The organism is Rhodococcus koreensis (assembly GCF_017068375.1).
GTDB classification, from domain to species: domain Bacteria; phylum Actinomycetota; class Actinomycetes; order Mycobacteriales; family Mycobacteriaceae; genus Rhodococcus_F; species Rhodococcus_F koreensis.
In genome coordinates, this window is record NZ_CP070611.1 from 306,880 (window position 1) to 321,520 (window position 14,641).

The 14,641-nt window shown below is 62.3% G+C and carries 11 protein-coding genes and 1 pseudogene; 10 read left to right on the forward strand and 2 right to left on the reverse strand.

Annotated elements, in window-relative coordinates:
- Positions 1 to 143: 143 nt before the first annotated feature.
- The 7 genes from JWS14_RS48005 to JWS14_RS48035 all read left to right on the forward strand — a co-directional run bounded on the left by JWS14_RS48005 (position 144) and on the right by JWS14_RS48035 (position 11,065).
- A complete protein-coding gene (locus tag JWS14_RS48005) occupies positions 144 to 1,250 on the forward strand; it encodes a substrate-binding domain-containing protein (RefSeq protein ID WP_241031918.1) in 1,107 nt (368 codons plus the stop codon).
- Positions 1,247 to 2,785 carry a sugar ABC transporter ATP-binding protein gene (locus JWS14_RS48010; protein ID WP_206017179.1) on the forward strand — a complete coding sequence of 513 codons (1,539 nt, stop codon included), beginning with the start codon at positions 1,247 to 1,249 and terminating at the stop codon, positions 2,783 to 2,785. The genes JWS14_RS48005 and JWS14_RS48010 overlap by 4 nt, the downstream gene beginning before the upstream one ends.
- Positions 2,782 to 3,813: an ABC transporter permease gene (locus tag JWS14_RS48015; RefSeq protein ID WP_206017180.1), complete on the forward strand. Its 1,032-nt coding sequence runs from the start codon at positions 2,782 to 2,784 to the stop codon at positions 3,811 to 3,813. The genes JWS14_RS48010 and JWS14_RS48015 overlap by 4 nt, the downstream gene beginning before the upstream one ends.
- Positions 3,810 to 5,408, forward strand: a complete 1,599-nt coding sequence (locus tag JWS14_RS48020; protein WP_206017181.1) for an AMP-binding protein — start codon at positions 3,810 to 3,812, stop codon at positions 5,406 to 5,408. Before JWS14_RS48015 ends, JWS14_RS48020 begins: the two co-directional genes overlap by 4 nt.
- A 107-nt stretch (positions 5,409 to 5,515) precedes the next feature.
- On the forward strand, positions 5,516 to 6,787 hold the full coding sequence (locus JWS14_RS48025) for an acyl-CoA dehydrogenase family protein (protein WP_206017182.1): 1,272 nt from the start codon (positions 5,516 to 5,518) through the stop codon (positions 6,785 to 6,787).
- Positions 6,788 to 6,901: 114 nt separating this feature from the next.
- Positions 6,902 to 7,924 carry an NADPH:quinone reductase gene (locus JWS14_RS48030; RefSeq protein WP_206017325.1) on the forward strand — a complete coding sequence of 341 codons (1,023 nt, stop codon included), beginning with the start codon at positions 6,902 to 6,904 and terminating at the stop codon, positions 7,922 to 7,924.
- A gap of 786 nt (positions 7,925 to 8,710) precedes the next feature.
- Positions 8,711 to 11,065, forward strand: coding sequence for a LuxR C-terminal-related transcriptional regulator (locus tag JWS14_RS48035; protein WP_420855185.1), 2,355 nt, complete (start codon positions 8,711 to 8,713; stop codon positions 11,063 to 11,065).
- Between the two features lie 36 nt (positions 11,066 to 11,101).
- Here JWS14_RS48035 and JWS14_RS51025 read toward each other — a convergent pair.
- Positions 11,102 to 11,486, reverse strand: a pseudogene (locus JWS14_RS51025) (N-formylglutamate amidohydrolase); the annotation flags it as partial.
- Positions 11,487 to 11,626: 140 nt separating this feature from the next.
- Between JWS14_RS51025 and JWS14_RS48040 the strand changes: the two are divergent.
- The 3 genes from JWS14_RS48040 (at position 11,627) to JWS14_RS48050 (ending at position 13,842) form a co-directional block, all read left to right on the forward strand.
- Positions 11,627 to 11,917, forward strand: a complete 291-nt coding sequence (locus JWS14_RS48040) for a helix-turn-helix domain-containing protein (RefSeq protein WP_206017184.1) — start codon at positions 11,627 to 11,629, stop codon at positions 11,915 to 11,917.
- Positions 11,918 to 12,154: 237 nt separating this feature from the next.
- Positions 12,155 to 12,583, forward strand: coding sequence for a hypothetical protein (locus JWS14_RS48045; protein WP_206017185.1), 429 nt, complete (start codon positions 12,155 to 12,157; stop codon positions 12,581 to 12,583).
- Between the two features lie 302 nt (positions 12,584 to 12,885).
- Complete coding sequence (locus JWS14_RS48050; protein ID WP_206017186.1) at positions 12,886 to 13,842, forward strand: AraC family transcriptional regulator; 957 nt, start codon at positions 12,886 to 12,888, stop codon at positions 13,840 to 13,842.
- Here the strand turns inward: JWS14_RS48050 and JWS14_RS48055 are convergent.
- Positions 13,828 to 14,550: a type 1 glutamine amidotransferase domain-containing protein gene (locus tag JWS14_RS48055; protein ID WP_206017187.1), complete on the reverse strand. Its 723-nt coding sequence runs from the start codon at positions 14,548 to 14,550 to the stop codon at positions 13,828 to 13,830. The genes JWS14_RS48050 and JWS14_RS48055 overlap by 15 nt on opposite strands.
- Positions 14,551 to 14,641 lie beyond the last annotated feature (91 nt).

Sequence of the window (14,641 nt, forward strand, 5' to 3'; positions counted from 1 at the left end):
CTACGGATTTCACGGAAAAGATGTGACCCTTGACACGAGATTCCGTTCATGCGACCGTACTGATCAGTCCACTCGCATGGGTGGTCTTTGGCGGGGGCTAGCGGCCAACTGGAGGAAATGACGTGTTCAAGAGAGCGGCTCTCGTGGGAGCCATCGCCATAGTGTTCGGGACGGTGGGATGCGGTTCCGATGGTGGCGGGACGAGCTCGGGCCCGGGCGATAGCGAGTCGGCGAGGGCCTTCCTCACACACGCTGAACAGGTGGCGAAAGCCGCGTCGGGCGAGATTCCTCTGACTGCGCCGACAAGTGGACCTCCCGCAGTCAAAGACAAGACGATCGTCACGATCCCGTGTTCTGCTGCCGCGCAGGGCTGTAAGTTCGCGGTCGATCAGTTCGCAGAGGCCGCCCAGGCCATCGGCTGGAAGACGATCATGATCGACCCGGCCGGCGACCCCGCCAAGATGGCCGATGCCGTCAACCGGGCAGTCAGCATGAAGGCAGACGGAATCTTCACGGTCGCGATCGACTCCTCCACGATTCAGGCTCCACTCAAGGCGGCGAACGAGGCCGGTATCGATACCATCTGTTTCTCGTGCATCGACGAGCCGGAACTGTTGGTCGACGAACTTCCCGCGGCCGCCCAGCACGAACGGGACGGTTACGCGCTCGCTGCCCAGGCCTTCATCGACAGTGGCGCGAACCTGAAGGCAATCCTGCTGCAAGACAGCGAGTTCGGAAACACCATTCGCCGCCAGCAGGGTGTTGTGAAATTCATCGACGAGTGCAAGGCTGCGGGCGCGAGCTGTGAACTGGTCGGACAGCAAAATTTCCTCGTCCAAGACATCAGTACGTCACTGCCCAAACAGACCGTCGCCCTGCTCCGGAAGAACCCGGGATGGAACGCCCTGTTCGCGCCGTACGACGCGCCCCTGACGTTCGTACTTCCTGAACTGCGATCGGCAGGACTGGTACAGGATGGCCAACGCGCATACGGCTTCGATCCCATCGACCTCAATGTCAAGTGGATCCGCGACGGGGACGTCGAGGCCGGCACCGTGGCCTCGCCGTACAAGTGGATCGCCTACGCGGGCGTCGATCAATTCAACCGGGTATTCGCCGGCGAACAACCCGTCGACCAGGGCGTCAAGGACAAGCTCGTGATCAAGAGCAATGCACCCGGCGAGGGCGAGACCTATCTCGGCGACAGCGACCCCGCCGCCGCATTCACCCAACTCTGGGGCGTCTCGTGACCTCGGACCCGGCCGGAGGCGGAGTACACGCTGTCGAGATCCGCTCATTCTCGAAGACCTTCCCCGGCCAGCGGGCCCTCACCGACTTCGATCTCACGCTCGAGCCCGGCGAGATTCACGCACTTGTCGGTGAGAATGGATGCGGAAAGTCGACCTTCATCAAATGCCTGTCCGGCTACCAAGCCCCGGACGGGGGCGCCGAATTGAACGTCCGCGGTAAAGGACTTGCGATCCCGTACACCGCTGCCCAGGCCGTGGAACGAGGACTGGTCTTCGTACACCAAGACTTCGGGATTGTGCCGACCCTCAGCGTCATGGAGAACATGGCCCTCGGTGCCGGGTTCGCCACCAAGGGAGGGCGGATCCAGTGGCGCACGCAAGCGAACAAGACAACGGAGGCGCTGGCGATACTCGGACGAGAGGACATCCCACCGCACGCGCTGGCCTCGACACTGTCAGCGAGCGAGCACGCGACTATCGCAATCGCACGGGCACTGGCGAGCGCGAAGGACGGCGCAAGTCTCATTGTGCTGGACGAGCCCACGGCCGCTCTGCCCCGGTCGGAGGTGGACGCCCTGTTCCAGGTGATCCGACGTCTCGCAGAGCAGGGAACGGCGGTCCTTTTCGTGTCCCACCGCCTGCAGGAAGTCTTCGATGTCGCCCATCGCGTAACGGTGCTCCGCGACTCCAAGAAGATCGGCACGTTCGACATCGCCGACCTCGACGAACGCACACTGGTACAAAAGATCGTCGGTCGTGACCTGGTCACGCTGTACCCCGAATCCGCACCGAAGGCCCGAGCGAACGTGGTCCTCGAGGTCGAGGGACTGACCGCAACCCGGGTGTCGGACGTCTCGTTCACCGCGCACCGAGGCGAGATCCTCGGAATCGCCGGCCTTCAAGGATCGGGTCGCAGTGAAATCATCCGGTTGCTCTTCGGCGCGCAGCAACGCCAAAGCGGACGCATTCGACTCCACGGCCAGGACGTGGACTTCCGCCATCCCGCGAGCGCCATCCAGGCTGGAATCGCCCACGTCCCCGAGGACAGGATCCACCACGGTGTGTTCGGGCGCATGACGGTCGCGGAGAACCTTTCACTGCTCACGGTCGGCCGCTACTGGAAGTACGGGCGGATACAAGTGGGACCCGAGACGAAGCGCGTTCGAGAACTCATCGGGTCGTACGACATCCGCCCGGGCAACGCCGCACAGATGATGGGCCGACTCTCCGGCGGCAACCAACAAAAGGGTGTGCTGGCCAAGTGGATCGAAATCAGCCCCACCATTCTCCTGCTCGATGAGCCCGCACAAGGCGTCGACGTCGGGTCCAAGAGCGACATTTACCACCTGATCGAACAGTGGGTCGCCGAACACGGCTCCACCGTCATCATGGTCAGTTCGGATTTCGAGGACCTGAACGCACTCTGTCATCGAGTGCTGGTCCTGCGGGACGGGCAGTTGGTGGCAGAACTCGAAAACGAATCGAAGACGGTCGATCGAATGGTCGAACTCGCATACTTGAAGGACGCGGGATGAACACACCACCAACGGAAACCACGACGTCACCGGTCTCGGCCGACTCCACGGTCGAACCGCGTCCGCTCGCGCGCACAGCGCCGACCCCGACGAGTGTTCGCGCCGCCCAATGGGCCCTACCCGTGATCTTGCTGGCGTTCATCGCACTGTTCTCCGTGCTGCAACCTGAAACCTTCGCGACCCAGGGAAACTTCACAACCCTCCTCGGATCCGAGGCGGTACTCATTCTGGTCGCGCTGGGGGCGATGCTTCCGCTCATCGTGGGCCAGTACGACCTCTCGGTCGGTGCCAACATGGGCATGGCGTCAATTGCAGTTGCGATGGCGACGAGTGAACTGGGTTTCTCGACCGGCGCAGGTATTGCGGTCGCGATCGTTCTGTCGACCCTGCTCGGGTTCGTCAACGGGTTCTTGGTGGCCACGATCGGCATCAGCTCCTTCGTAGCGACCCTCGCGGTCAGCTCCCTACTGTCAGGAATCGTCATCTGGAGCACCGACGGAACGGTCATCGTCGACAACATCCCGAGCACACTGACCGACATCGGGCGCAGCTCCATCCTCTACATCCCGATCCCATTCCTCCTGGTAATCGTGATCGCGCTCGTGATGGGGTACGTCCTTCGGATGACCCCGACGGGGCGGTATCTGTACGCGGTCGGCGGCTCGAGTGAGGCGTCACGGCTATCCGGGTTGAGCGTGGATCGCTTGACCATCATGACGTTCGCCGCATCAGGATTTTTGTGCGGTATCGGTGGTGTCCTGCTGGTTTCCAAGTTGGGATCGGCCAACCCCACCACTGGCCCCGAGTTCCTGCTACCGGCCTTCGCGGCCTGCTTCCTCGGCGCCACATCGATCCGACCGGGCACCTTCAACGTCACCGGCACTATCCTCGCGGTCTTGGTGCTGGCCGTGGGCTCGACCGGATTGCAGCTGATCGGTGTGCCGTTCTACATCGAACCGATCTTCGCCGGCGTCGTACTGCTGATTGCAGCTCTCGTTACTCGCTATCTTCGAAAGGAACAGTCGTGACCACGGATCCACGAATCCCCCCTCGCGACAGACTCGTCCTGCGGTACCTGCTCGAACGTCGCGCAAACGAAGATCCGGACAAGGTGTTCGTCATCTTCGACGGGGGCCCGACCTGGACCAGGTCGGAGTTGCTGCAGAACGTACGACAGACAGCGGCCTCACTGGAGTCCATCGGAGTCCGTCAGGGTGACAACGTCGTGTGTTGGTTGCCCAACGGCCCCGACGTCCTGCGCTTCTGGTTCGCAATCAACTATCTCGGTGCGGTGTTCGTGCCGATCAACACCGCCTATCGAGGCGGCGTCCTCTCGCATGTGCTCACCAACTCCGATGCGGAAATCGTCATCGGCGACGCGGAACTGCTGCCGCGGCTGAACGAGATCGACGAACGCGGAAAAGTTCGCCTCGCAGTCCAGGTCGGCGGCGATCGAACCACCATCGACGGAATCCAGATAGTCGGGGCCGACGAACTGACAACGGTCGGCGGCGAGCCGTCGGAACCGATCACACCGATCGAACCCTGGCACACCCAGGCGATCCTGTACACATCCGGCACCACCGGCCCGTCCAAGGGCGTCCTGTCCTCATACATGCAGGCGTACGCCATGTTCGGACCGGAAACGATGCCCATCATGACGGCCGACGACCGTTTCCTGATCAACATGCCGGCCTTCCACGTCGGTGGGGCGACGCTGCTCTACGCGATGCTGATCAACGGCGGGTCGGTCGCCGTCGTCGACAGGTTCAGCGGCGAACGCTTCTGGAGCCAAATCCGCGACACGCACAGCACGATGGTGTTTCTGCTCGGCGTCATGGCCAACTTCGTCGATCGCCGCCCACCCCGAGACGACGACGCCGACAATCCGCTGACCAAGGTGTTCATCGTCCCCCTCCTCGACGACATCGCGGCGTTCGCCACACGATTCGGTGTCGACGTCTACACGATCTACAACATGACCGAGCTCTCGGCACCGATCATTTCCGGCCCCAACCCCACCCAACACGGAACCTGCGGCAAGGCACGCCCCGGCGTCGAGATCAGACTGGTCGACGACGCCGACCGGGAGGTACCCATCGGTGAAGTCGGCGAAATCATCATCCGCACCGATGCCCCCTGGGCGATGAACCACGGGTACTTCCAGATGCCGGAGGCAACAGCCAAGGCCTGGCGCAACGGGTGGTTCCACACTGGCGACACCGCGCGACGGGATGCCGAAGGAAACTACTACTTCGCCGACCGGCTCAAGGACGCGATCCGACGACGCGGGGAAAACATCTCCTCGATGGAAGTCGAAGCCGAAATCATGGCACATCCGCACGTCCGCGAGGCGGCCGTGATCGCGGTCGCCAGCGAAATCTCCGAGGACGAAGTGATGGCAGTCGTAGCGCCAGTCCCCGGCACCACACTCGACCCCGTCGCCCTGATCCGATTCCTCGAACCGAGAATGGCGTACTACATGATCCCCCGATACATCAGGCTGGTGGACGAGCTACCGAAAACTCCCACCGCCAAAATACAAAAAACCACCCTTCGCGAGTGGGGCATCACCCCCGACACCTGGGACCGGGAAGCCGCGGGCATCAAGATCGCGAGATGAGCCGGGAGACCGAATCCCACACCCTGCGGAGCCGCAGAGGTCGACGGCACAGTACACGCCTCGACGAACACCCCCCGAACTACTCGCACCACCGGGCAGGAGCTCACATGTCGCTTTTCGAATTCTCTGACCGTACAAAGAAGTATCAATCCGACCTACTCGAATTCATGGACTCGCACATCTACCCCGCCGAGACCATCTACGACCTGCAGATGCGCGAATCGGGAGACCCCCATTTCCAACCACCGATCCTCGAGGAACTCAAAGCCGAGGCACGAGTACGTGGGCTGTGGAACCTCTTCCACCCGCACCCCGGCACAGGCCCCGGACTGAGCAATCTGGAATACGCACCACTCGCAGAGATCATGGGTCGCAGCCACCTTGCATCAGAGGCGTGCAACTGCAACGCACCCGACACCGGCAACATCGAGGTACTCGAGCTATTCGGAACCGACGAGCACAGGGAAAAATACCTGAAGCCGCTCCTGGACGGAACCATGGCATCGGCGTTCGCGATGACCGAACCGGCAGTGGCGAGTTCCGATGCCACCAACATCGAACTGACCATGGAACGCGCGGGCGACGAATATGTGCTGAACGGCCGTAAATGGTTCGCTTCCAACGCGTTGCACAAGAACTGCAAGGTGATGATCGTGATGGGGAAGACCGACCCCACCGCGGCCAGGCACCGGCAGCAAACGATGATGGTCGTCCCGATCGACGCTCCCGGGGTCACCGTCCTCCGCGGACTCCCCGTCTTCGGCTATCAGGATCGGGAAGGACATGCCGAGATCGACTTCAAGGATGTGCGAGTTCCCTCGAAAGACGTCCTCAAGGGTGAGGGCGAGGGCTTCGCGATCAGCCAAGCGCGGCTCGGACCCGGACGCATCCACCACTGCATGCGGTCGATCGGTATGGCCGAGCGTGCACTCGAGTTGATGTGCACCCGTGCCCAATCCCGAACCACCTTCGGGCAACCACTGAGCGAACGTAGCAACATTCAGGACTGGATCGCGGAGGCACGCATCGACATCGAGATGATCCGGTTGCTCACGCTCAAGGCCGCGCACCTCATGGACACCGTCGGAAACAAGGCAGCTCGCACCGAGATCGCGGCAATCAAGGTCGCCGCACCTCAGATCGCCCTGAAGATCGTCGACCGTGCCATCCAGGTGCACGGCGGAGGAGGCGTCACCGACGACTTCCCGTTGGCCATGGCGTACGCGCACCTACGCATTCTGCGCCTCGCGGACGGTCCCGACGAGGTGCACAAGCGCGCAATAGCCAACTTCGAATTGCGCAAGTATCACAGTCCACGTGCCATCGCCGCGGAGACCGATGTCCTGCCGACGATGAACCGCAAGGTAGCGGTTGGCTGAGCGGTGGCCCGGAGTCGGCCGGGCTTCCCCGAGGCAGGCACACCGGGAGCGGGTGTCCGACGCCCGCGTCTCACTCCCACGTTATTGATCGTGATCGACTCGAGGAGCACAAGGATGAAAGCTGTTATCTACACACGGACAGGCGGTCCCGAGGTTCTGCAGCTGGTAGAGAAGGCGATGCCGCAGATACCGGCCGGCCATGTCCGTGTCCGCCTCGTCGTGTCGGGGGTCAACCCGACAGATTGGCGCAGCCGATCGGGCCAGTCGTCAGGCATGAAATTCGACGAGCAGGTTCCGAACCAGGACGGAGCCGGAGTCATTGACGCACTCGCCGACGACGTCGAAGGATTCTTTGTTGGGCAACGAGTGTGGCTGTGGGATGTGGCCTATGGTCGGGCATCAGGCACGGCACAGGAGTACGTGGTCGTGCCCGCCCGCCACGCAGTGGCACTTCCGGAGGCCGCCAGCTTCGACGTTGGTGCGTCGCTCGGTATCCCCGCGTTGACCGCGTACCGCACGCTCACTTCCGCGGAGGCTGGTCCCAGCCGACTCTATCCGGGCGCACTCACAGGCAGCAGTGTGCTGGTGCACGGCGGAGCGGGTGCCGTAGGGCACGCCGCAATTCAACTGGCCGTGTGGGCAGGCGCAACCGTCATCACGACCGTGAGCAGTGCGGAAAAAGCGCAGCTTGCCCGCAACGCAGGCGCTCACCACATCGTCAACTACCGCACAGAGGACGTCGCCTCACGCATCGCCGCGCTGGCACCCGATGGCGTGCAACGAATAGTCGAGGTCGATCTGGCAGCCAATCTCGAGGTTGATGTCAGCGTGATCGCACCGAACGGGACCATCAGCGTCTACACATTCGTCAACGGCGAAACACTGCGGACACCCTCACTTGGGCTACTCGTCAAGAACGTGCACATCAGCTTCACCTACACCTATACGACGAGCGCCGACCAGAAGGAACTCGCCGTGGCCAGCGTGAACGCTGCCGTCGCTGACGGCGCAATGAAGGTCGGTACCGAACACGGCTTACCGCTCGAACGCTATGACCTCGACCGGACGGCGGAAGCTCATGCCGCAGTCGAACGAGGCACCATCGGCAAGGTACTCATCGACATAGCCTCGCACTAGTTCCGCCTCAAAGGATCGAGATCCCCTACAGATCTCCCAACACCCAAGAGTTCACTGATCTCAAACCTCCATCAGCCCTGGAATTGCCATGAATACAGCTGGACCCTCACAGAAACAACCCTCATCCCCCACTGGGGTGGACCGGAACTCGCTGGTTGACGACCAGACGCGCCCCTATCGATCGACTCGTTATCACAAGCTCAGGCAGAGAAGGGCTAAGGGACGACACCGTCAGAGTGAGGCGCAGGAGATCTTTCGCTTCGCCCAGATCTGGATTCCCTTCGGCGGAGCCCCTTCCGGCGAGATATTCCAGACATTTGGAATGTCTAGGCAGAGATTTCTCCAAAAGCTCTGGCAAAGCGTCCAAGACTTGGAATGCGATCCAACATGCAGTGAGCAACTCGCAGAAACCTACCCCGTTTCGAACGCCCACCACCGAGACGCCGAACGCTCCGATGTCCACCGGTAACCCCGAGTGCGGCGAACTGCTGCAGCGACGGCTACAGACCGGCCCCGAAGCCGTCGAGGCGAGCCTGTCACTGCGCCCCGCCGCCGATGACCGCTACACCAGTGCCACCGACCAGCTGCCGACCGCTGGCCATCCGCTCGGCTCTCGACACTCGGCGTCGGAGTTGGACGCTCCGTCAAGTCGCAATGGTGGTCCGAGCCCTCGTCAGCATCTGCGTTCGGGTACTCGATCCGCGAGTGCGGCCATAGCGGGTCGTTCTCCCTTCACCGGACACTCGGCACGGTGGCCTCGAGATGCCTACGGCTAGCAAAAGCAGGGTGGGTAACCTGCCGTACGAGTTGACCAGTTTTGTCGGGCGCCGCCGCGAACTGGCGGAGACAAAACGACTGCTATCAGTGACGCGACTGGTAACCATCACCGGGGCTGGTGGAATAGGGAAAACCCGGCTAGCGTGTCGCGTCGCATCGGAGGTGTTACGCACCTTCGACGACGGTGTCTGGTTGGTTGACCTCAGTGAAATTCCCGACGGCTCGTCGCTCGTCGCCGCAGTCTCCGACATCGTCGGCAAGCCTGCCGAATACAACGAGCATACCGCCCCGAAACTTGCGGAGCATCTCGCGCCCAAGACCGCGCTGCTCATCCTCGACTGCTGCGATCAATTCATCGCATCGACAGCCGCCTTGTGCGCGTTCCTGCTGCGACGTTGCCCAGGACTACGGATACTGACCACCACCAGGCAAGCTCTCGGAAGCGGTGGGGAGGCGGTATTCCGCGTCCCGCCCATGACAGTGCCGAGCGAAGATCTGCAGCGCCCGGTGCACAGCACCTCACGGTGCGAGGCGATCACCCTATTCACGGAACGGGCAGCAACTATTGTCCCCGAGTTCGGCCTCACTGATGCCAATCACGGGGCAGTATCCGCGATTTGCCGTCGACTCGACGGGATCCCACTAGCGATCGAACTGGCCGCGATTCGGCTGAGGGCAATGTCTGTCGAACAGATCCTGCAGAAGCTGCCCGACCCCTACAGCCTGCTGTCGGTAGGTACGACGGGTGCGCCCGCACGCCAACAGACATTGCGGCGGTCTATCGATTGGACTCGCGACCTATGTTCCGCTGAGGAACGGGCGCTCTGGGCAAGACTGTCGGTCTTCGAGGAAAGCTTCGACCTTGACGCAGCCGAGGGGATTTGCGCCGGCAACCTCGCCGCGGACGAGGTGCTCGACCTCATCGCCTCGCTAATCGACAAGTCAATCCTCATCAGAGAGGACCACGGTGCCACAGCGCGGTACCGCCTACTTGGAACCCTACGCGACTACGGAAGAGAACAGCTGCAGGACGACACCGAATATCAATCGCTGCGCCGGCTGCACCGCGATTGGTATGCCCGACTGGTAAATCAAGCGAACAGTGAGTGGATCAGTCGTCACCAAGTCGACTGGATCGCCCGGTTGGAGGCGGAACAGCCGAACCTACGAGCCGCACTCGAACACTGTGGCACCGGACAAGACGGCGCCGAACGGGACACAGGTTTGCGAATTGCCGTTGCGCTATACCCGTTCTGGTGTGCTCAGGGCATGCTGGGGGAGGGACGACAATGGTTCACCAGGATGTTGGACGGAGCACACGGCCACCCAAGCGCTGACCGGATCGAAGGACTCTATGCTGCAGGTGTCCTCGCCGCTCTGCAAGGTGATCTGTTGGCAGCGAGAGCACTCATCGACGATGGGATGAAGCACAGCGCACACGCAGCTGATGAGCACGTGGGGCTGCTCGACTTCTATGCCGCAGGATGTCACGCCATCCTGCGAGGCCATTTCTCCCAGGCCCAAATGTTCTTCGACAAAGCCGTATCGGTCAGCCGAAACCATGAAGCACCCTTAAAGCAAGTTTGGGCGTGGCTCGGACTTGCGCTCGCGAGCGGACTGTCGGGTGACATAGCACGTGTACAACTGTGCCTACGCTGCATCTCGGAAATAGGCGACACTCGTGGAACAGAGACCTACCGTCGGTGGATCCAATGGATCGCAGCCTTGACAACCTTCCAACACGGCGACCTCGCACGAGCGGACAGCATGGTCAAAGACTGCTTGCGATCCGCTTCTGTCGTTAACGACCGTCTGGGCGTCGCTGGTTGCCTGGAGATTTCAGCGTGGATCTCTGGCCGGAATCGAGACGCTCGCCGAGCGGCGCTCCTCCTTGGAGCGGCGCACGGGGTCGGCGGAGCATGCATCGTCTCCCCACAGCTACTCCCACACCACGCGCGCTGCGAGCAGCAGGCAAGACGTGCACTTGGCGATCGAGCTTTCGAGGCAGCGTATTCCAACGGATCGGATACGTGTGTCGCCGACGCTGTCGCCTTCGCTCTCGGCGAGACTCAAACGACCAACCAGGGCCTCGCATGTTCTGACACGACGCTGACACGAAGAGAAAGGCAGGTCGCGTACCTGGTTTCGAAGGGGATGACCAACAGGGCAATCGCCTCCGAACTGGTGATCTCGCAACGTACCGCTCAAGGCCACGTCGAACATATTCTTACCAAACTTGGCTTCAACTCCCGAAGTCAGATCGCGGCGTGGATAGTTGAGCAGGAATACCAATCCGCGACGCCGAATCAAACGCTCCCCACTCGCCGAACCGGATTCGGACCCGGTGAGCAAAGGGCTTCATAGGCCAGCGTCAAGAGCTCGACACACGGCGATACCGCCAAGGTATGAGGTGTTTGCCCGCGGCGGGCGGTGGCGTGTGCCGGTGTCCGGGTCGACGGCGCGAGGAGTAGCCGTGCGTGGTGTCGACGGTGGAGAAGATCGCGCGCGCCCACTCGGCGGGTTCCGCGGGTGGCAGTAGCGTGACTGGCCCGTCTCGGCGTCGACGATGTGCACGATGACCGTGACGGCGAACCCGGTAGCCGCGGGAACCCCTACTCGGCCGCGACGTCGAACGGCGCGATGGACGTGTGAATCCGCAGCTCGATGTCCGTTCCGGTACGGCCGCGGCTGTGATGATGTGGGGATCCGCCGAAGCATCCTGTGCGGCCGGGTTCGGCAGCGCCTGGTGGCCGTCGGCGCAGATGCTGCCTGGATCAGCGGACATGGGGGCAAGGGTACGGGCCGCCGATAGCCGGCCGGCGGAGTGATGACGATTCGTCCGACCGACGACTGATCCCGGCAGAATAGGGTTTTGACCTGCAGAGACGGCAGGTCCCCTAACGGAAGGACTGGACCGGTGCCGGAGTGCGCGCAGGTTCGATTGAGGTCGGATTCGAGCCGTCGCTGAGCAAGGTTGCCCATTTGTGGAGCAAGAAGCCGATCTCGGTCCGGCTCGACGAACTCGATCTGATCTGCGCAGCGCTGGATTGCACTAGGGCGGACCTGCTCGAGCCCCAGCCGGTCTCCGGGACGGGAACCGACCAGAGTGAGATCACCGCCGAGGGCGGCCTGCGCACTCCTGCTGCCAGTGGGCCCCAGGTCCGTCCGACTCCTCAGCGGGGGCGCCGCGGTCCTCGACCGCTACCGCCGGTGTGAACCCACTGGATGACCGAGCGATGCCCATGAGGCCTGGTGGCGGCGAATGCCGTGTGTGTCATGGATGGGGTGTCTGTGGTGCGGACGGACGGTGCGCACCCTGCAAGGTGTGGGTGCGTACGAATTCTCAAGTCGCGCAGTGCCGTCGTCGCGGATTTGTCGACCTCGTCAACTGCAGCCGCGTGTGTCGGCTGTGCTACGTCGCCGCTGTGCTTGATACATCGTTCCCGGAGCGGGATGGCCACTCCGACCTCGACAAACCGGCTGTCGTGGCCCAGGCCGCCGTGGGTGCGATTCGGCACGGTGGCGCCGGTCGACGACGAGTCGATCTGCCCGGTCCTTCCCGAGGGGCAGTTACTCCTGGTATCGCCGCCGCGGCACTTCTCGCATGCCCTCGCCGCGCGGATCGACGGTCGGTGGATTCCCGGTTTCGAGGAGGTGGCGGCCGAGGCGAAGTGTTGGGCAGCGCAGGAGCGGTTCGATGAAGTCCGGATGGTGGGGATGCGCAGGACCGCGGGGTTGTTGCTGGCCGCGGCCTACGCCGATGGGCTCGAGCAGGTGCCCCGATCCTGGTTGCACCTGGCACCGCGAGGGGCGATGCCGGCCAAATCGCACACCGGCAACGAGCGTCGTGGAGATGGCGAACAACCACCCAGCAGCCACTAGGGTCTCCCCAGGTGACAGGCTTATGACCGTCGGCACCGGAACTGCATTCGGGCAGAGAAAAAGCCCGCAGGCGCTACTGTCCTACGGACTTCTCAGTCTCGTCGATGAGGGACCCTGTCCTCTCCTTCTCTACCTATAATTAGTTTCGCTTCGCATTTGGACGACGAATGATTTTTGCGGCGACGAGGCGTATAATTTATCGACGTCCACGAGGAAACCAGGACCGCAGATCTCGACGAAGCGGCTGCCGCGGGCCCATATATTGCGCTGCGGCGTGTGCTCGCTGACGGAAGGTCCGATCAATGACTATTAATCAAATTGAGCACAGAATCACCTCCGGTGATCTTATTGCTGCGCTCGCCGCGCGGGCGCCGCGGGTCGGTGGCAACGACGGCGGATGGCCAGGACTGACTATCTATCGATTCACCGAACCGATGGACCCGCAGTGGGAGGAAATTCAGTCACTATCTCTGGGCATCGTCGCGCAGGGACGCAAGGCAGTGACCGTCGAGGGTAAGCGCTACGTGTACGACCCGTTCAATTACCTTGTGCTAAGCAGTAATCTGCATTTTCAAGCAGAGATTCTCGAGGCGTCTGCGCGTCTGCCCTTCCTGTCGTTCGTTCTGCAGATCGACCCAGCGCTCGTCCGCAAGGTGTCGACGGACATGCTCGAGCGTCGAGCCGCGTCGTTCCCGCCGGTACGCGACGCAGAACCCGACAAGTGCGTGGTATCGGCACTAGACCAGGACCTGATGGGCACGGTGGTGCGTTTCTTGCAAGCGCTGTCGGTGGGACCTGATCGCCGCGTGCTGGCTCCGCTATACATGCAGGAAATGGTGTATCGCGTCCTGAAGAGGGAGCAATTCTCGCGAATGTTGCATATCGCCGCACAGCAGGCGGCGGGCAATCCGGTCGCGGCTGCGTTGACCTACATCCGTGCCCATCTCGGCGAACCGATGACTGTCACCGATATGGCTGAGCAGGTGAGTCTGAGCCCGTCGGCATTTTCGCATCTGTTCCGCGAGGTGACAGGCCGGTCGCCGTACCAGTTCGTGAAGGAGATTCGCCTCGACCGCGCACGCGAACTGCTCGTTGACGGTCGACTCGCTGTCACCGAGGTGTCGCGTGCGGTGGGCTACTGCAGCGTGTCCCACTTCATCAAGGAATTCCGGGGGCGATTCGGGACGACACCCAAGGCCTATGCAGATGCACAGGCCCTGGGCGAGGAAATGCGGGCGATTCGCTCAGACGCGAGCTGAGACCAGCGCCGCAACCAGTGCCTCCGCCAACGGCCTCGATGATGCTGGATTCTGACCGGTGTAGAGGTTGCCGTCCACGGTGACATGCTCCTGCCATGGCGAGCCGCTCTCTTCGAACACGCCTCCGCTCTCAGTGAGCCGGTTCTGTAGTAGCCACGGCGCCTTGTCTGCGAACCCCACCTGAGATTCCTCGGCGTTACTGAATCCCGTGACACGGCGGCCTGTGAACAGCCATGATCCGTCTCCGTTGCGGGCCGGCAACAGCGCTGCCGGTCCATGGCACACCGCGGCGACGAGTTTACTCTGTGCAACGAATTCGCTGATGAGTGCGCCGAAAGTATCCGACACTGCAAGGTCTTCCATGGGACCATGCCCCCCTGGGACGAAGACCAGGTCGAAGTCCTCCGCACGGACACTATTCAGATCGGTTGGTTTTGAAAGGATCTCGGCAATGCCGTCGAGGTAGGAACGAAATCGCTCTCCGGGTTCGGTGGTGCCGCCGTTCATTTCCGGCGAAAACCCAGCCTCGTCTGCTACCGGGCGGACGCCGCCCGGAGTAGCGATCGTGATCTCGAAGCCGGCGTCGGCGTCGGTGAACACTTCGTGCGGGACAGCCAACTCTTCGGGCCAGTATCCGCAGGGGTGCACAGTGCCGTCGGCCAGTGTCCAACTATCTGATCCGGTCACGGCAAAAAGTATGCGGGACATTGATGATCCTCCGTCGTGTCGGTGACAGCGCGGCCGACGGCCGCGCAACCCCACGCTAGGTCCGAGACGGTTGAGATAGTCGCTACTGCGT